Below are 16,620 nucleotides of genomic sequence, written 5' to 3' on the forward strand. Positions count from 1 at the left end.
CGGGGCGGGCAGGCTGTTCGAACTCGGCTGCGCCGAGATCAGTCTCGGTGACACGATCGGGCGCGGCACGCCGGAAGCCGTTGACACCATGCTAGCGACGGTGCTCAGCGACATCGACGCGGCGAAGCTTGCGGGTCATTTCCACGATACGTCCGGCCGGGCGCTGGAAAACATCGCGGTCGGCCTCGATCGCGGGCTGCGGGTGTTCGACGCTTCGACGGGAGGGCTCGGTGGCTGTCCTTATGCTCCGGGTGCAGCGGGCAACGTCGATACGCTCGCAGTGAATGCCTTCCTGCAGAAGCGGGGATTTTCGACCGGGCTTGACGCCGCAAAGCTCGATCGCGCAGCGGCCTTTGCTCGGTCCCTGAGGAGCGCAACATGACTGACCAAACGATCCGGTGCACCGTCGACAAGCGGGGCGTCGCCCGCCTAACGCTCGCCCGTCCGGATAAGCACAATGCGCTTTCCGCCACAATGATCGGTGAACTCACGGATGCGGCGGTCCGGCTTGGCGATGACGAGACGGTCCGCGTCGTCATCCTCGACAGCGAGGGGAAGAGTTTCTGTGCGGGCGGCGATCTCGACTGGATGCACCAGCAGTTTGACGCCGACCGGCAGGCGCGGATCGGTGAGGCGACCCGGCTGGCCATGATGTTCAAGGTGCTGAACGAGATGCCGAAGCCGCTGATCGCACGGGTGCATGGCAATGCCTTCGGCGGCGGTGTCGGGCTGATGAGCGTTTGCGATGCAGTGGTTGCGGCGGCGGGCGCAAAGTTCGGGTTGACGGAGGCGAGGCTCGGGCTGATCCCGGCGACGATTAGTCCCTATGTCGTCGCCAGGATTGGCGAAGGAAGGGCGCGGCCGCTGTTCATGTCGGCACGGCTTTTCGGCGCCGAAGAGGCGCTCGCGGCCGGTCTTGCGACTGTTGTGGTCGACGATGGCCAATTGGACGCCGCCGTCGATGCGGAAATCGCCCCCTATCTTGCCGCCGCGCCGCAAGCGGCCGGAAGAGCCAAACGGCTGGCGCGATCGCTTGGCATGCCGATCACCGATGCGGTTATCGCCGCGACGATCGAGCAACTGGCCGACACGTGGGAGACGCAGGAAGCCCGGGAAGGAGTCTCGGCCTTCTTCGAACGGCGGACCCCCTCCTGGCAGATTTGAGCAGAAGCTGCGCTTGAAATGATCACGGATTGAACCTATTTTACTGGTGTGTTGATCAAAACAGGATCGAGTTTTGCCATGGGCGCCCTCAACCTGGACATTCCCGCCGCCCGCTTCGGGGAGGATCATTCCCCATTTCTGTCGGCGCGCCTCGTCGCCGACCGTCTGGGCATAACGCTTGCCGAACTCGCCAAGCTGATCGGCGTTGCCCGCAACACGCTGACAGCCAGGACCGGTGCCCGCAAGGTCGACAGCGCACTAAGCAAGGTCGTCCGCATCCTCGCCATGGCGTCCGAAATGGCGGGCGACGAAGCTCGCGCCGTCATCTGGTTCAAACACCAGCCGATTCCCGGCTGGGCCGGCAAGACGGCGTTCGACCTCGTCGGAGAAAGCAAGGCTGACAAGGTCCTCGCTTATCTGGAAGCTGTTCGCGCCGGCGTCTACGCGTAGAGCGGGATGAGGAAAAGTGTGAGCGGTTTTCCGTCCGCATCCCGCTCCAACTTAGAGCCGCCGCCTGCCGCGCCGATGCCGCTCTGGCGCGCCTTCGTACCGCGCTGGGCTCATCTGCCGCTTTCCGGCGAGGGTGCCGCCCGCTTCGGTGGCCGATGGAATCCAGTGGGCGTGCCGACGATCTATGCCGCGCGCGAGCTTTCGACCGCCTGGGCCGAATACAACCAGGGTTTCGTGCAGCATCCGGCGCTGATCGTAAGGCTTGAGCTTTACGATGCGCGGCTGGCCGAGCTCACGGACGCCAATGTTCTCGCGGAGCTTGGCCTGAGCGACTCCATTCATCACTGCGAATGGCGAGACGATCTCGACAAGGGCGTGACGCCGCAGACTCATAAGCTACATGCCGATCTCGCGGCCCGCGAATTCCATGGCGTGATCTACCCATCTTTCATGTCGCCCGGCGGCACCTGCGTCGCACTCTGGCGCTGGAACGGCGCGGGCGCGCCGCGGCTCGAGATCATCGATCCCGAAGGCAGGCTGCCGAAGTCGCCCGCCTCCTGGCTTTGAGACGACGCCAGGGGGTTGCTGGCTCACCATCCAATGGCCTATTCGGAGGACTGATCGGCAGTTTTGTTCAGGCGGTACCGGAAATCGCAATGGGATGCACCCTGCATCACGGTCTGCGTGCGCTCAAGCGTGATGCGCGGATCGTAGCCGGTGCAGAACACGCCGTCGCGGTTGCAGGACAGGAGATGCCCGATATGCCCCAAACCCATTTCGCGATAGGTCTCGGCATAACGACAGCGCAGCACATTGTAATGGAACTCCTCGTCCGTCCCCTTGACGACTTCGATCGTCAGCGCGTCGTCCTGGGTCCAGAGGTCCTGCAACTCCTGAAACGTCCGCAGGCTGGTGCCGCCGGGCGTCTTTGCCGCGAAGCCCTTTCCGGCATCGATGGCAGCGCGGGTTATCGCTGTGTCGAGAATGGATTGGGCGAGCTCGTCGCCGATCTTCTCGCGCATGACCTCATAGATCGGCGCGATGATCCCCGCCTCGATCCTGCGCCTGGCAAGAATGCCGAGCTCGCCGTCCATTGCCGATCTGGACTCGCTTTGTTGGTCGGTCACATGCAGGTCCCTTCTGTCATCGATGCAGGAGTAAGGCCAGCGCCTCGCCTACCGGCTGAACGCAAATAAATCCCGGTATCCGCGCCGAGAGGCCTCCCGGAGATTTGGCAAGCTGCCTCTTCGCGTTAGCGCAGCACCTTGCCGGGATTGAGGATGCCGTTTGGGTCAAGGGCATTCTTGATCCGGCGCATAACGTCCAACTCGGCTGCGCTGCGGGAGCGATCGAGAAAGTCACGCTTCAGCGTGCCGATCCCGTGTTCAGCGGAAATCGATCCGCAGTACACGGCGACTAGCGGGTACACGATCGCATCGACTTGATGCGCAGTTTCCTCATCGGCGTCCGGAACGGAGAAGGCGATATGCAGGTTGCTGTCGCCGACATGGCCGAAAAAGGAGACGTGCGCAGACGGAAACCGGGTGGAAAGCGCCTTGCCGCATTCGTCGGCGAAGCGGCCGATGTCGCCGATCGGGAGGCTGACATCGAGATTGACGAGGGAAGGCAGCAACCTGTCCATCGCATGACCTTCGCGCACGCGCCAGAAGGCTTGGGCCTCCTTCTCCGATTGGGCGAGCAGCGCATCGCCGATCAATCCGTCCTCGAGGACCTGTCCGAGGAAGGCTTCGAACTGCTCGCGCTCGCCGTCATGTCCGCGGATGTCCTGCTCGATGATCGCGGCGAAGGCTGGAGCGGTTTCGAAGAATTGTCGTCCTTCCGCCTCGCAATTGAAACGGAAATAGCTATCCCACATCGCCTCGAACGCCGAGAGACCGGATAGCTCCCGTTGCGCCCGTTTCAGCAAGGCGACAACGTCCGCATAGCTGTCGAGCGCGCAGAGTGCCGTCAGCCGTCCGGCTGGCAAAGGGCGCAGGCGCAGCACGGCGCGGGTGATGATGCCGAGTGTGCCTTCCGAACCGATGAAGAATTGCCTGAGGTCGTAGCCGGTGTTGTTCTTGATCATCTTGTTGAGCGAGGAGACCACGGTGCCGTCGGCGAGCACGACCTCAAGGCCCAGGACATTGTCGCGCGCAACACCGTTGCGGATGACGCGAATGCCGCCGGCATTGGTGGCGAGATTACCGCCGATCTGGCATGAGCCGCGAGCGCCGAGATCGATCGGCAGCAGCAAGCCCGCGTCCTCGGCCGCGCGTTGCGCGACTTCGAGCGGTGTGCCGGCAAGAACGGTCATGGTCGCGGCCGCCGTGTCGATCTCCTCGATGCCGGAAAGCCGTTCCAGCGAGATGACGATGTCGTCCGGGTCGGAATTGGCTCCGCCGGCGAGCCCGGTCATGCCGCCTTGCGGCACCACGCTTTGCCGATGGTCGTTGCAAATCTTGAGGGCGGCGGCAACCTCCGCCACGCTCGCGGGGCGAAGCACCGCCTTGGGCAGGCTGCGTCCGGTGAGGCTTGCGTCGCTGCGATGGCGTTCCGCGACCCGCTCGCCGGTCAGCACGACCGCCTCGCCGAGCGATCGCGTGAGGTCTTCGATGATGGACATCACGTGCCCGTGCGCGCCAGTTCGCTGGTCTGCGTCGCGACGCTTCTCTGAATTTCAGGCAGCTTCTCCTCCTTGCGGAAGAGTGTCCATTTGGTCGGCCTGAAGGCGATGCGGGCGTGGTCGGCGGCCGCCGCGCGTTCCGGCGGCAGTTCGATCTCAACGGTCGGGTGGGTCCTACCGAGATCGAGCTCGAGATGGCGCGTTCCGGCGACGCGGCGGCTGTTTGTTACAAGACCGGCCAGACAGCCGCCACAGCCGTCGATAAGTTCGATATCATGCGGCCGGAAGTAAAGGGTTGCCGACCCGTCGGGTTCGCTCGCCGCGCGCAACCCGATCGGCCGGTCCTCGAACCAGATTTCGCCGCTGGAAAGCGAGACTTCGAGGCAGTTGGACTGGCCGATGAAGCCGTAGACGAAAGGCGAGACGGGGTGGTCATAGATGTCGTCGGGTGTGCCGACCTGCTCGATCGCGCCTTTGCTCATCACGACGACGCGGTCGGCAAGCTCCAGCGCTTCCTCCTGGTCGTGGGTGACGAAAATGGTGGTGTGGCCGGTGCGATCGTGGATTTCCCGAAGCCAGCGCCTGAGTTCCTTGCGCACCTGCGCGTCGAGCGCCCCGAAGGGTTCGTCGAGCAGCAGCACATTGGGCTCGACCGCCATGGCGCGCGCGAGCGCCACGCGCTGGCGCTGGCCGCCGGAAAGCTGGGCGGGGTAGCGTTTTTCAAGACCGGAGAGCTGCACCAGATCGAGCAGGTCGAGCGCCCGGCGGCGGATTTCGGCAGCCGGCGGCCGCCTGTTGGCCGGACGCACCTTCAACCCGAAGGCGACGTTGTCGAGCACTGTCATGTGCCGGAAGAGCGCATAGTGCTGGAAAACGAAACCGATGTTGCGTTCCTGCACGCTCTTCTTTGATGCATCCTCGTCGCCGAAGAAAATCATGCCCCCCGTCGGGCTTTCGAGCCCGGCGACGAGGCGGAGCAGCGTGGTCTTTCCTGAGCCGGAAGGACCGAGGAGCGCGATCAGTTCGCCGGAGCGGATGTCGAGCGAGACATCGTCGAGCGCCGGGAAGCGGCCGAATTCCTTGCGTATGTTCTGGACGCGGACTTCCATGAATATCTGGACCTTTCAATGCCTGCGGCTCGCAGCGATCTCGTCGCTGTAACGAAGTTCAAGTGCCGTCTTCAGGACGAGCGTCACAAGCGCCAGAAGCGCAAGGAGCGCCGCCACCGCAAAGGCAGCGACGAAATTGTACTCATTATAGAGGATTTCCACCTGCAACGGCATCGTGTTCGTCTGGCCGCGAATATGGCCGGAGACGACGGAGACCGCACCGAACTCACCCATGGCGCGGGCGTTGCAGAGAAGCACGCCGTAAAGCAGGCCCCATTTGATGTTGGGGAGTGTCACATGCCAGAAGGTCTGCCAGCCGGTGGCGCCGAGTGACAGTGCCGCTTCCTCGTCGCTGGTGCCCTGTTCCTGCATGAGCGGGATCAGTTCGCGCGCGACGAAAGGAAAGGTGACGAAGACGGTGGCGAGCACCAGCCCCGGCACGGCAAAGAGGATCTGGATACCATAGCTCTGCAGGACGGGGCCGAGCAGGCTGTGTGATCCGAAGAGCAACACAAAGACGAGGCCGGAAATCACAGGCGACACCGAGAAGGGCAGGTCGATCAGGGTCGTCAGGAAGGCCTTGCCCTTGAACTCGAATTTGGCGATCGCCCACGCGGCCGCCACCCCAAAGACGAGATTGAGCGGCACGGCGATCCCGGCGACCAGCAACGTCAGGCGAATGGCGGAAAACGTCTCCGCATCACGCAACGCCGAGAAGAACTCTGCCGGTCCTTTGCGGAACGCCTCGATGAACACCGTGGCAAGCGGCAAGAGCAGGAACAGCGCCACGAAAGCGAGGGCAATCACGATCAGAGTCGTGCGTGCGAACCGGCTCTCCGAAGTCGCCGCCGTTACCAGCGTTGATGGCGCCGAAATCGACGCGGAACCGACATCATGCGCCATTGCCATACCTCCGTCGGCTCCAGGACTGGATCATGTTGATGACCAGCAGCATGATGAAGGACAGGAGCAACATGACCGCGGCAATCGCGGTTGCCGCCGGATAGTTGAACTCCTCGAGGCGAATGATGATCAGGAGCGGTGCGATCTCCGAGACATAAGGCAGGTTGCCGGCGATGAAAATGACCGAGCCGTATTCGCCGACGCCGCGTGCAAAGGCGAGCGCGAAGCCCGTCAATCCGGCCGGCAAAAGCCCAGGTAACAGGACTCGGCTGATCGTCTGGTAGCGGTTGGCGCCAAGGGTTGCCGCCGCTTCCTCCACCTCCTTGTCGATTTCCTCCATGATCGGCTGCACCGTTCTGACGACGAAGGGCAGGCCGACGAAGACGAGGGCCACGACGATGCCGGCAGGTGTGAAAGCGATCTTGATGCCGAGTGGTTCGAGAAGCGAACCGATCCAGCCATTCGGAGCGTAAAGTGCGGTCAAGGCGATGCCGGCCACCGCCGTCGGCAGCGCAAACGGCAGGTCGACCATGGCGTCGATGATGCGCTTGCCCGGAAACCGGTAGCGAACAAGCACCCAGGCCAGCACGACACCGAAAACGAGATTGATGACCGCGGCCATAAGGGCCGTACCGAAGCTGATCGTCAAAGCGTTGACGGTCCGCTCGTCGGACGCCAGCGCGAAAAATTTCGACCAGCCGAGACCGCTTGAACGCCAGATGAGGCCGGAAAGGGGAATGAGAACGATGAGGGTAAGCCATGTCAGCGTGACGCCGAGCGCCAATCCGAACCCCGGAATGACGCTCGGTTGCCGAAACTGCCATCGCGTGCTGTTGCGAAAGGCCATGAAATATCATTGTCCCGGCTTGTAAATCTGGTCGAAAATTCCGCCGTCGGCGAAGAACTTCGGCTGAGCTTCCTTCCAACCGCCGAATTCGTCAATAGTGACCAGCTTCACATCGGCAAAGCGCGCCGTGTCCTTGGGGTCGGCAAGCTCCGGCTTGAAGGGTCGGTAATAGTGCTTGGCCGCGATTTTCTGACCGACATCGCTGTAAAGATAGTTCAGGTAGGCCTCGGCCACTTTCCGCGTGCCCTTGCTGTCGACGTTGCCGTCCACAAGCGCGACCGGCGGTTCGGCCTTGATCGAGATCGATGGCGTCACAATCTCGAAATTATCCGGCCCGAGCTCTTCCAGCGAGAGATAGGCTTCGTTTTCCCAGGCGAGCAGCACGTCGCCGAGGCCCCGCTGGACGAAGGTCGTCGTTGCGCCGCGCGCACCGGTGTCGAGAACCGGCACATGTTTGAAGAGCTGCGCCACGTACTCCTGCGCCTTTGCGTCGTCGCCGCCATTGGCGGTCCGTGCCCAGGCCCAGGCTGCAAGGAAGTTCCAGCGCGCACCACCCGAGGTCTTCGGGTTCGGGGTGATCACCTGGATATCTTCCCGCGTAAGATCACCCCAGTCCTTGACGCCTTTCGGGTTGCCCTTGCGGACGAGGAAGACGATCGTCGAGGTGTAGGGGGCGCTGTTGTTTTCGAAGCGAGTTTTCCAATCCGCCGGTATCTTGCCGGTCGCCGCGGCGATCGCATCGATATCAGCCTCGAGCGCGAGCGTCACGACATCCGCCTCGAGGCCGTCGATCACCGACCGAGCCTGCTTGCCGGAGCCGCCGTGAGAGGTCTGGATCGTCACGGTTTCGCCGGTATCGGCCTGCCATTTTTCGGCGAAGGCCGAATTGAAGTCCTTGTAGAGCTCCCGAGTCGGATCATAGGACACGTTCAGGATCGTTGTGTCTGCTTGAGCCAGGCCAAGAGAGCCCAGCTGCAGGCTGCCGACTACAAGCGCTAGTTTTACTACTCCGGTAAGTCTATTCGAGCCCATATCGCCCTCCATCCTTTGCCAGATAAAACTATCAATTTAATCGACTATCACAACGCAAACTTATGACGCCCTGCCGCTGTTTCGTGAAATGCCCTATCGTTTTCGCGGCTTTTGCGAAAATTCTTTGCTCGCGGCCCTCCCGTCTCATGTGCTGCGGTCAGAAAATAGCACGGTATTTTAGAACGGCGCCATACATCTTGATCCGCCGTATGGGGGCTCTGCTGCCGCCCGGTGCAGTTCAGACGACTTCTGGTTGCGGCAAATGATCGGACCCAATGAGAGCGCCGGGCTGTTCGATCACCCTCGCGGCGACCTTTGCCGCAAACTCCGCTGCGCGCCGCGAGGGCTGACCCAGCAACTGCATCGCCAGGAAGGCTCCGTTGAAGCTGTCGCCGGCGCTGGTCGTGTCCCTGACCGGGTTGGCAGGATGGGCGCGAACATGCACGAGCGCTTCGGCGTCGCTGATCGTTATGCCGTTCTCGCCGTCCTTGACCACGACAAGCTCCGCTCCGAGATCGCGATAGCGCTTCGCCGTCGCTTCAGGGGTGGTATCTCCGAAATAGCTGCGTTCGTCGTCGAAGCTCGGGAAGATCATCGTCGCCGCACGAGCGCCGTCCGATATGGCCGCGCACATCGTGTCGGTGCTTTCCCACAGCCGCGGCCGCAGGTTCGGATCGAAAGCAACAGCCTTCCCCAACTCGCGTGCCCGGCGGATCTCTTCGATGAGACGGCCGCGATCGTCGGGCGAGAGGATCGCGAGCGTGATGCCGGAGAAATAGATGAGTTCGGCGCCATCGATCGCCGCGCGCAGACGCTCCCGGTCTTCTGCAAGCAATCTGGCTGCGGATGTCTCGCGCCAGTACTGGAAGCTGCGCTCGCCGTCCTTCAGGTGGATCATGTACATGCCGGGATTGCGCCCGTCGATGCGGCGCACATGATCGGTGGCGATGCCGGCGCTGCTCATGAAAGCGAGCATCTCGTCGGACAGCCTGTCCGTTCCGAGCGCCGTGAAGTAGCTTACCTGCCAGCCGCCGCCGAGAAAGGCGCGCGCATACCACGCGGTATTGAAGCTATCGCCCGCGAAACCCTTCTTGAGATGGCCGTCGCCGGCCTGTGAAAGTTCGATCATGCATTCGCCGATCGAGAGAAATGTCTTTGGCATCGGTAATCCCACGAGTGGAGAGGAGGGCGGGGCGTCGAGCAGCAGGCCGAAAGGCGGCCAGCCTTCCGCCCGTGCATCCTAGAAAAGTTCCCGGGTGCAAATCTAGATGTGAAATCGAAGAGATTGATCATTCGTCGCGGTACGCGCGCCCAAGGGGCTTGCCACCCACTCCGGATTGGGATCGACGCAGGAGGCGGTATTCGCCAGAACCGTCTTCGAGAGGATATCTGCCTCCGACGGCAAGAGCGTGATACGGTAGTTGCAACGTCAACAGTCGAGGCGTCCGCCCGCCCGAAGGGAGATCATGTCCGGTTCCGATGGCAGTATTCTCGACTATATCGGGATACTGGCCGTGTTTCTGCTTGTCGGCGCCAACGGCTTTTTCGTCGCTGCAGAGTTTTCGCTCGTTTCGGTCCGCCGCAGCCGCGTGGCCGAACTGGTCTCGCAAAGGCGCATGAATGCGAGCGCGCTCCAGCATGCCGTCGACAATCTCGACGCCAATCTGGCCGCGACCCAGCTTGGGATCACGATATCGTCCCTGGCGCTCGGGTGGGTCGGCGAGCCGGCGCTCGCCCACCTCATCGAGCCGCTGATGACGGTCCTGCCTGCGACCTGGGCCTCGGTCGGATCGCATGCGATAGCCGTTGCGGTATCGTTTATCATTATTACCGCGTTGCATATCGTGCTCGGCGAACTGGCACCGAAGAGCCTGGCGTTGCAGCGCAGCGAGGGCACGGCGCTGGCTGTCGTCCGCCCGCTTGCATTGTTCCTTTTTCTGCTGCGTCCCGCGATCCTCGCCCTTAACGGCCTCGGCAATCTCGTGCTTCGGCTGATCGGTCTGCGCCCGGGAGCAGGCGAGGCATCGCTGCATTCTCCGACCGAGCTGAAGCTTCTTGTCGCCGAAAGCCAGGAAGCCGGACTTCTCGACGCCGCCCAGCAGGAACTGGTGGAGCGGATATTCAGCATCGGCGACCGGAGAATTTCCGACTTCATGACGCCGCGGATCGAGATCGATTGGATCGACGCGGACGACAGCCAAGCGGAGATCCTCAAGACGATCAGGGAATGTCGTCACGAGCAGCTTCTGATCGGCAGGGGCAACATCGACTATCCGCTCGGGATGGTGCTCAAGAAGGATCTGCTCGACCAGTTGCTCGACCGTCAGTCGCTTGACGTCCTCAGCGTGGTTCGGGAGCCATTGATCTTGCACGAGTCGACGGCCGTCTTCCGGGTGCTGGAGAAGTTCAAGAGCGCCCCCGTACGGCTCGCCGCAATCATCGACGAGTACGGGAGCCTGGAGGGGATTGTCACCCAGACTGACCTGTTGGAGGCGATTGCCGGCGACCTGCCGGATACGGAAACCGTCGAGCCGGATATCGTGGTGCGCGAGGATGGCAGCATGCTGATTGAGGGCATGATGGCCGCGCACGACGCCTTCGAGAGGCTGGGCTTCCACGACCGTCCGGAGGGCGACTTCCACACGATCGCCGGCTTCGCACTGCAGGTGCTCGGCCATCTCCCGCATGTCGGCGAGAGCTTCGACTTCGAAGGCTGGCGTTTCGAAATCGTCGACATGGACGGCATGCGCATCGACAAGCTGCTGGCGTCGAGAACTGACTATAGCTAGAGCAATTCCAGGAAAAGTGTGCAACGGTTTTCCGTCCGGAATTGCCTCATTTCAACGAGTTAGGTCATTTCAGCGTGAATGAATGAAATGATCTAGAGAACGCGGCCGCGCGCAACGATCGGCCAGATCGCCTTCGCCTCATTGCCCTCGACGATATGAACCGCATCGACCATGTTTGTCACCACGCAGGCGTGGTTCGGGACGATGCGCACCTGGTCTCCGACCTTCAGGCGGATCGGGCCGTCCGCGACGAGCCGGCCGTGCTCTTCGGAAAGCTGGTCGATCCTGATGTCGTCGCGCCCCAGCACATGGCCGTAGCCGGAAAGACCGAGAAGGTCGGAGGTCAGAACCTTGCTGCCGGCATCGATGATCGCCCGGTTTTCGGCCGGAACCGAGACGACCGTCGCAAGCACCGTCAGCGCGCAATCGTCCCACGTCGCCACGCCGCGGGCGACGAGCGAGCGATCATTGTAGATATAGGTTCCCGGACGGTGTTCGGTCGCGACCGGCGCGCTGGCCGCCTCCATCATGCTCGGGGTGCCGCCGGAGGTGATGGCCGGAACCGCGATGCCATCCGCCTCGATCAGCCGCTTCGCCTCGCTCATGAAGGCTTGGACGCGCTCAGTTCCTCCGACGGGCGGGTAGGTCATCAGTCCGCCAAAGTGCAATCCGGGCGCATCGGCTATGCGTCGAGCGAGGCCCGCAGCCTCGGCCGGCGTCGCCACGCCGCAACGATCGGCGCCGGTGTTGCATTCGACAAGCACGGTTAGCGGTGCGTCCTCGCGGGCAAAGCGGGTAGACAGGCCGTCGATAACGGTCGGATTGTCGGCGACCACGCTGAGCGCGACGCACTGGTTAAGCCTAGCGAGGCGCGCGAGCTTTTCCGCTCCGAGGAGGTTGTAGGTGATCAGCACGTCCTTGATGTGCGCGCTGCCCTCGACCATCGCCTCGGCCTCGGTGACCTTCTGGCAGGTTATGCCGATCGCTCCGGCTTCAAGCTGCAGCTCGGCGATCTGTGGGAGCTTGTGGGTCTTAATATGCGGCCGCACCCGAATGCCGTGGCGATCCGCATAGTCCTGGAAGACGCGGATGTTACGGCGGGCGATCTCGATGTCCACCAGCACCGCGGGCGTTTCGATCTGCAGGGTCATGCGGTTGGCTTCCTCTCTCAGACAACGGGATGTGCGGCGAATTTAGCCGGTCCGACTTGACAAGTTATGACGCAAGGCATTTCATGGGTCAATCCAATATTCAGGACGCATGTCCATTATACTGGATCCTAGAAAAATCACCGGGAACTGACAAAGGGGAGATCTCCGATGATCAAGACATTTCATGCGACTGCGGGCCTCATAATCGCCACGCTGGCAGCGGCGCCGGCCTCCGCGCAGCAGCCGACAAGCAAACTCGACGAAGTGCTTGCGCGCGGCCATCTGGTGCTCGGCACCGGCAGCACGAATGCGCCCTGGCACTTCAAAAGCGCCGACGACAAGCTGCAGGGCTTCGACGTCGATATGGGCCGCATTATTGCCAAGGCGCTGTTCGGGGATCCGGAAAAGATCGAATTCGTCAATCAGTCGTCGGATGCCCGTATTCCGAATATCACCACCAACAAGGTCGACATCACCTGCCAATTCATGACGGTCACGGGGGAGCGCGCCCAGCAGATCGCCTTCACCATTCCTTATTATCGCGAAGGCGTGGGCCTGATGCTGAAGGCGGACGGCAAGTATGCCGACTACAAGGCGCTCAAGGAAGCTGGTTCCTCGGTCACGATTTCGGTGCTGCAGAACGTCTATGCCGAGGATATGGTCCACGCCGCCCTGCCGGAGGCAACGGTCGATCAGTATGAATCTGTTGACCTGATCTACCAGGCGCTTGAATCGGGGCGTTCCGATGCTGCCGCCACCGACCAGTCCTCGCTTGCCTGGTACATGACCCAGAATCCGGATCGCTATAAGGATGCTGGCTATGGCTGGAATCCGCAGACCTACGCCTGTGGCGTCAAGCGCGGCGACCAAGACTGGCTGAACTTCGTCAACACGGCACTGCACGAGGCGATGACAGGTGTCGAATTTGACTTCTATGCCAAGTCCTTCAAGACCTGGTTCGGCAAGGATCTGACAGCGCCGCAGATCGGGTTCCCGGTCGAATACAAATGAACCCTTCGCCGAGGCGGCCCCGCCAGCGGGGCTGCCTCTCGCCCTGTTTTCAATAATGGCTGGCACGCATGACTTACTCGCTGAACTTCGCGGCGGTCTGGCGCTCGTTCGACCTTCTTCTGGAAGGACTTGCGCTCAGTCTCGGCCTCGCCTTCGCGGCAATCCTTGCCGGTTGCGTGATCGGATTGATTACGGCTTTCGGGCTCGTTTCCAGGACTGTCGCGTTGCGCAAACCTGCCGGGCTCTATGTCACGATCATCCGCAACACGCCGATCCTCGTCCTCGTTCTCTTCAGCTATTTCGCTCTTCCGGAACTTGGTGTCCGCCTCGGCAAGATCGAAAGCTTTGTGTTGACGCTGGCGACCTACTCCGGCGCCTATCTTGCCGAGGTGTTCCGTGGCGGCCTCATCGCCGTGCCGCCTGGCCAGCGCGAGGCGGGTCTTGCGATAGGGCTGACGGAGATGCAGATCCGCACTTCGATCATCATCCCCCTGATGCTGCGCAACGTCTTGCCGTCGCTCGGCAGCACCATGATCTCGCTTTTCAAGGATACCTCGCTCGCCGCGGCGATCGCCGTACCGGAACTCACGTTCGAGGCACGCAAGATAAATGTCGAGACCTTTCGGGTCGTCGAGACCTGGATCGTGGCGAGCTGCCTCTATGTCGCAACCTGTTCGCTCCTTGCCGCGCTGATGCGTGCCGTCGAGCGGCGTCTGGCCGTTCCGAGGTGACCGTCATGGATCTCGCATTTCTCGATCAGCTCTGGCTTGCCCGCCTGCCGCTCATCAAGGGGCTCGGCGTCTCGATTTCCATATCCTTCCTGTCGATCGCGGTCGGCACCGTGCTCGGCATTTTCGTCGGGCTGGCGCTGACCTATGGCTACAAGCCGGTGCAATGGCTGGTGCGCGGCTATACCGACTTCATCCGCGGCACACCGGTCCTGGTACTGGTGCTGGCGAGCTATTACGTGCTGAGCACTGTCGGCGTCGAACTCGGACCGTTCCAGGCGGGCATCCTTGCGCTCGCCGTCTTTTGCAGTTCGCATGTTGGCGAGCTGGTGCGCGGCGCATTGCAGTCGATTCCCAAGGGACAGACGGAGGCCGCAAAAGCGATCGGGCTTACGTTCTCGCAGACCTTCACTTATGTGCTTGGGCCCCAGGCATTGCGCCAGGCGCTGCCCGCCTGGGTCAATACGGCAGCCGAGATGGTCAAGGCGTCGACACTGCTCTCGATCATCGGCGTCGGCGAACTGCTTCTGCGTACGCAGGAGCTGATCTCCCGCACTTTCATGAGCCTCGAATTCTATTTCTTCGCGGGCTTTCTCTATTTCGTCATCAACTACAGCATCGAGCGCTTCGGTCGCTATGTCGAGCGCAAGACCGCTGTTCCGTCGTGAGGCTTCGCATCCGATGACCAACAATCTTCTTGAAATCCGCGACCTTCACAAGCGCTACGGCACGGTCGAAGTGTTGAAGGGCGTCGACTGCACCATGCAGCAGGGTGAGGTGATCAGCATCATCGGCTCGAGCGGCTCCGGCAAGACGACAATGCTTCGCTGCATCAACATGCTGGAGGAGTTCCAGGGCGGGACGATCAGCATCGACGGCGAGGAAATCGGCTATGAGATGGTGAACGGCGTCCGCCGCCGCAAGCGGGAGAAGGATATCGCACGCCAACGCGCACTCACCGGCATGGCCTTTCAGCAGTTCAACCTTTTCCCGCATATGACTGCCGCCGGCAACGTCGCGCTCGGCCTCGTCAAGGTCAAGAAGATGAGCCGCGACGAGGCAAAGGCGATCGCGGAAAAGTGGCTTGACCGCGTCGGGCTGCTGTCGCGCAAGGATCATTATCCTGGTCAGCTTTCCGGCGGGCAGCAGCAGCGCGTAGCAATCGCTCGCGCCATCGCGATGAACCCGAAGCTAATGCTCTTCGACGAGGTCACTTCGGCGCTCGACCCGGAGTTGGTGAACGAAGTGCTGCAAGTGATCAAGGGACTCGCCGATGACGGGATGAGCATGCTGCTCGTCACCCATGAGATGCGCTTCGCCTACGAGGTTTCGTCGCGGGTAATCTTCATGAACCAGGGCCGCATCGGCGAAGAAGGAAATCCGCGCGAGATGTTCCTGAAACCGAAGACCGAGCGCCTGACAGATTTTCTGAAAACTTCATCGTTCAACTGAAGAACCGGTTCAACCGGAGAACCAGTAATCGAAATGCAGAATTGGAGTGAAGTGCTGTGATGATTAAGCGTTATGGAACGGGCGAAACCGGTGCGGGAAAGCAGGCTTTGCCATTTGCGCGCGCCGTCGAGGCAAACGGTTGGCTCTACGTCTCGGGACAGGTCGCGATGGAGGCCGGCGAGATCATCGATGGCGGCATCATTGCCGAAAGCCGCAAGGCGATCGAAAACATGATCGCGATCCTGCATGAGGCGGGCTACGGCGTTGAAGACGTTGTGCGTGTCGGCGTCTGGCTCGATGACCCGCGCGACTTCTGGAGCTTTAATGGGATCTACGCGCAATACTTCGGTGAGAACCCGCCGGCACGCGCCTGCGTACAGTCACGCATGATGGTCGACTGCAAGGTCGAAGTTGACTGCGTCGCCTACAAGGCTAAATGAGGTGAACTTGGCGTCGGGTTTGCGGAGCGGGTGAAGTGAGTGCGGATTTCTGCCCGCATGCGTTTCACACGTGCTCCGAGACCCGCAGGAGAATGGCTATGACTGATGCAGTAGATACGGTCAACCGGAGGGCGCGGGGTCTCGACCGGGCATTCGAGATCCTCGACTTTTTGCGCCTGCAACGTCAGCCCATGCGCCCGAACGAAATCGCCCAGGGCATCGGCGCTCCGCGCTCTTCCGTTTACGAACTCGTTAACCTGCTGATCCGGCAGGGCGTGATCGAGTATCGGGGCGACGATGGCCGTGTCTTTCTCGGGCGCAAGCTCTATTTTCTCGGTGCGGCCTACGCCGAGCAATTCGATCTTATGCGCGAGTGCGAACATCTGTTGACGAGGATCGCCGAGGAGACGCGGGAGACCGCGCAGATGTGCCAACTGGAAGGCAACAAATATGCAGTTGTTCTGATGAACGAGGGCAGCCGCCCCTTCCGCATCTCCACCAATATCGGCGAGCCGGTCGCCATTCCGTGGACAGCGTCTGGTCGTCTGCTGGTCGACCACATGAGCGACGAGCAGATACTGGATTTCATTCCCGCCGAGGATTTCGTGCTGCCGACGGGCAAGCGCCTCGATCCGCCCGATTTTATCCGCCAGGTCCGGGAAGCCAAGAAGGACGGGTATTTCACCTTCAACAGCATCGTCGACAGCTTTACCCATTGTTTTGCCGTGCCGGTGTACGACGCTGAAGGAATTTGCATCGCGACGCTCTGCCTCGTCGCTCCCAAGGAGGACGGTTTGCGCAATCGTGATGCTTATCTTCGCGTACTGATCGATGCGGCAGCCGAACTTTCCGAGAAACTTGGCTATAGGCAGGATGGACCGTCAGTACGGACCGCAGCCCGGGCAGCCACGGGCTATTGAA

The 16,620-nt window shown here is 61.6% G+C and carries 18 protein-coding genes and 1 pseudogene; 11 read left to right on the top strand and 8 right to left on the bottom strand.

What is annotated here, in order from left to right; all coding sequences use genetic code 11:
* The 4 genes and pseudogenes from QN224_RS10950 to QN224_RS10965 form a co-directional block, all read left to right on the top strand.
* Positions 1-382: pseudogene (locus QN224_RS10950) on the top strand (hydroxymethylglutaryl-CoA lyase); the annotation flags it as partial.
* A complete protein-coding gene (locus QN224_RS10955; RefSeq protein ID WP_283976666.1) occupies positions 379-1,164 on the top strand; it encodes a crotonase/enoyl-CoA hydratase family protein in 786 nt (261 codons plus the stop codon). The pseudogene QN224_RS10950 and the gene QN224_RS10955, both read left to right, overlap by 4 nt.
* Positions 1,165-1,242: 78 nt before the next feature.
* Positions 1,243-1,614 carry an antitoxin Xre/MbcA/ParS toxin-binding domain-containing protein gene (locus QN224_RS10960; RefSeq protein WP_283976667.1) on the top strand — a complete coding sequence of 124 codons (372 nt, stop codon included), beginning with the start codon at positions 1,243-1,245 and terminating at the stop codon, positions 1,612-1,614.
* Positions 1,615-1,620: 6 nt separating this feature from the next.
* Complete coding sequence (locus tag QN224_RS10965; protein ID WP_283976668.1) at positions 1,621-2,181, top strand: RES family NAD+ phosphorylase; 561 nt, start codon at positions 1,621-1,623, stop codon at positions 2,179-2,181.
* Between the two features lie 38 nt (positions 2,182-2,219).
* On the opposite strand, the gene QN224_RS10970 is transcribed toward QN224_RS10965, so the two are convergent.
* The 7 genes from QN224_RS10970 to QN224_RS11000 form a co-directional block, all read right to left on the bottom strand.
* Positions 2,220-2,747, bottom strand: coding sequence for an L-2-amino-thiazoline-4-carboxylic acid hydrolase (locus QN224_RS10970; protein ID WP_283976928.1), 528 nt, complete (start codon positions 2,745-2,747; stop codon positions 2,220-2,222).
* A 119-nt stretch (positions 2,748-2,866) separates the two neighbouring features.
* Entirely contained in the window at positions 2,867-4,237 is a 1,371-nt protein-coding gene (locus QN224_RS10975) for an FAD-binding oxidoreductase (RefSeq protein ID WP_283976669.1), read from the bottom strand.
* On the bottom strand, positions 4,237-5,346 hold the full coding sequence (locus QN224_RS10980; protein WP_283976670.1) for a sulfate/molybdate ABC transporter ATP-binding protein: 1,110 nt from the start codon (positions 5,344-5,346) through the stop codon (positions 4,237-4,239). Before QN224_RS10980 ends, QN224_RS10975 begins: the two co-directional genes overlap by 1 nt.
* Positions 5,347-5,361: 15 nt before the next feature.
* Complete coding sequence (gene cysW / locus QN224_RS10985) at positions 5,362-6,249, bottom strand: sulfate ABC transporter permease subunit CysW (RefSeq protein ID WP_283976671.1); 888 nt, start codon at positions 6,247-6,249, stop codon at positions 5,362-5,364.
* On the bottom strand, positions 6,239-7,096 hold the full coding sequence (cysT, locus tag QN224_RS10990; protein ID WP_283976672.1) for a sulfate ABC transporter permease subunit CysT: 858 nt from the start codon (positions 7,094-7,096) through the stop codon (positions 6,239-6,241). Before cysT ends, cysW begins: the two co-directional genes overlap by 11 nt.
* A gap of 6 nt (positions 7,097-7,102) precedes the next feature.
* Positions 7,103-8,128 (bottom strand): sulfate ABC transporter substrate-binding protein, encoded by a 1,026-nt coding sequence (locus QN224_RS10995; RefSeq protein ID WP_283976673.1) that lies wholly within the window; start codon positions 8,126-8,128, stop codon positions 7,103-7,105.
* Between the two features lie 238 nt (positions 8,129-8,366).
* Positions 8,367-9,290 (bottom strand): sugar kinase, encoded by a 924-nt coding sequence (locus tag QN224_RS11000; RefSeq protein ID WP_283976674.1) that lies wholly within the window; start codon positions 9,288-9,290, stop codon positions 8,367-8,369.
* 304 nt (positions 9,291-9,594) lie between these two features.
* Here QN224_RS11000 and QN224_RS11005 point away from each other — a divergent pair, with 304 nt between their 5' ends.
* On the top strand, positions 9,595-10,917 hold the full coding sequence (locus tag QN224_RS11005) for a hemolysin family protein (RefSeq protein WP_283976675.1): 1,323 nt from the start codon (positions 9,595-9,597) through the stop codon (positions 10,915-10,917).
* A gap of 92 nt (positions 10,918-11,009) precedes the next feature.
* Here the strand turns inward: QN224_RS11005 and QN224_RS11010 are convergent, their stop codons facing one another.
* The gene (locus tag QN224_RS11010; RefSeq protein ID WP_283976676.1) at positions 11,010-12,068 is read right to left on the bottom strand and encodes a D-TA family PLP-dependent enzyme; all 1,059 of its coding nucleotides are present in this window, start codon (positions 12,066-12,068) and stop codon (positions 11,010-11,012) included.
* A gap of 168 nt (positions 12,069-12,236) precedes the next feature.
* Here QN224_RS11010 and QN224_RS11015 point away from each other — a divergent pair, with 168 nt between their 5' ends.
* From QN224_RS11015 to QN224_RS11040, 6 genes are all read left to right on the top strand, one after another.
* Positions 12,237-13,079, top strand: a complete 843-nt coding sequence (locus QN224_RS11015; protein WP_283976677.1) for a transporter substrate-binding domain-containing protein — start codon at positions 12,237-12,239, stop codon at positions 13,077-13,079.
* 68 nt (positions 13,080-13,147) lie between these two features.
* Positions 13,148-13,810: an amino acid ABC transporter permease gene (locus QN224_RS11020; RefSeq protein WP_283976678.1), complete on the top strand. Its 663-nt coding sequence runs from the start codon at positions 13,148-13,150 to the stop codon at positions 13,808-13,810.
* A gap of 5 nt (positions 13,811-13,815) precedes the next feature.
* Entirely contained in the window at positions 13,816-14,475 is a 660-nt protein-coding gene (locus QN224_RS11025; protein ID WP_283976679.1) for an amino acid ABC transporter permease, read from the top strand.
* A gap of 13 nt (positions 14,476-14,488) precedes the next feature.
* Entirely contained in the window at positions 14,489-15,259 is a 771-nt protein-coding gene (locus QN224_RS11030; protein ID WP_283976680.1) for an amino acid ABC transporter ATP-binding protein, read from the top strand.
* A 56-nt stretch (positions 15,260-15,315) separates the two neighbouring features.
* Positions 15,316-15,699 (top strand): RidA family protein, encoded by a 384-nt coding sequence (locus QN224_RS11035; protein ID WP_269285934.1) that lies wholly within the window; start codon positions 15,316-15,318, stop codon positions 15,697-15,699.
* Positions 15,700-15,797: 98 nt separating this feature from the next.
* Positions 15,798-16,619, top strand: coding sequence for an IclR family transcriptional regulator (locus QN224_RS11040; protein WP_283976681.1), 822 nt, complete (start codon positions 15,798-15,800; stop codon positions 16,617-16,619).
* Position 16,620: the final 1 nt, after the last annotated feature.

Source organism: Sinorhizobium sp. 7-81 (assembly GCF_030124405.1).
Lineage (GTDB): Bacteria > Pseudomonadota > Alphaproteobacteria > Rhizobiales > Rhizobiaceae > Sinorhizobium > Sinorhizobium psoraleae.

Bases quoted from the DNA above. Each gene is read 5' to 3' on its own strand.
- cysW (WP_283976671.1), bottom strand. From the start codon at position 6,249: ATGGCGCATGATGTCGGTTCCGCGTCGATTTCGGCGCCATCAACGCTG.
- QN224_RS11010 (WP_283976676.1), bottom strand. From the start codon at position 12,068: ATGACCCTGCAGATCGAAACGCCCGCGGTGCTGGTGGACATCGAGATC.
- QN224_RS11025 (WP_283976679.1), top strand. From the start codon at position 13,816: ATGGATCTCGCATTTCTCGATCAGCTCTGGCTTGCCCGCCTGCCGCTC.
- QN224_RS10960 (WP_283976667.1), top strand. From the start codon at position 1,243: ATGGGCGCCCTCAACCTGGACATTCCCGCCGCCCGCTTCGGGGAGGAT.
- QN224_RS11000 (WP_283976674.1), bottom strand. From the start codon at position 9,290: ATGCCAAAGACATTTCTCTCGATCGGCGAATGCATGATCGAACTTTCA.
- QN224_RS10980 (WP_283976670.1), bottom strand. From the start codon at position 5,346: ATGGAAGTCCGCGTCCAGAACATACGCAAGGAATTCGGCCGCTTCCCG.
- QN224_RS10975 (WP_283976669.1), bottom strand. From the start codon at position 4,237: ATGTCCATCATCGAAGACCTCACGCGATCGCTCGGCGAGGCGGTCGTG.
- cysT (WP_283976672.1), bottom strand. From the start codon at position 7,096: ATGGCCTTTCGCAACAGCACGCGATGGCAGTTTCGGCAACCGAGCGTC.
- QN224_RS11020 (WP_283976678.1), top strand. From the start codon at position 13,148: ATGACTTACTCGCTGAACTTCGCGGCGGTCTGGCGCTCGTTCGACCTT.
- QN224_RS11005 (WP_283976675.1), top strand. From the start codon at position 9,595: ATGTCCGGTTCCGATGGCAGTATTCTCGACTATATCGGGATACTGGCC.
- QN224_RS11040 (WP_283976681.1), top strand. From the start codon at position 15,798: ATGACTGATGCAGTAGATACGGTCAACCGGAGGGCGCGGGGTCTCGAC.
- QN224_RS10965 (WP_283976668.1), top strand. From the start codon at position 1,621: ATGAGGAAAAGTGTGAGCGGTTTTCCGTCCGCATCCCGCTCCAACTTA.
- QN224_RS11015 (WP_283976677.1), top strand. From the start codon at position 12,237: ATGATCAAGACATTTCATGCGACTGCGGGCCTCATAATCGCCACGCTG.
- QN224_RS10955 (WP_283976666.1), top strand. From the start codon at position 379: ATGACTGACCAAACGATCCGGTGCACCGTCGACAAGCGGGGCGTCGCC.
- QN224_RS10995 (WP_283976673.1), bottom strand. From the start codon at position 8,128: ATGGGCTCGAATAGACTTACCGGAGTAGTAAAACTAGCGCTTGTAGTC.
- QN224_RS11030 (WP_283976680.1), top strand. From the start codon at position 14,489: ATGACCAACAATCTTCTTGAAATCCGCGACCTTCACAAGCGCTACGGC.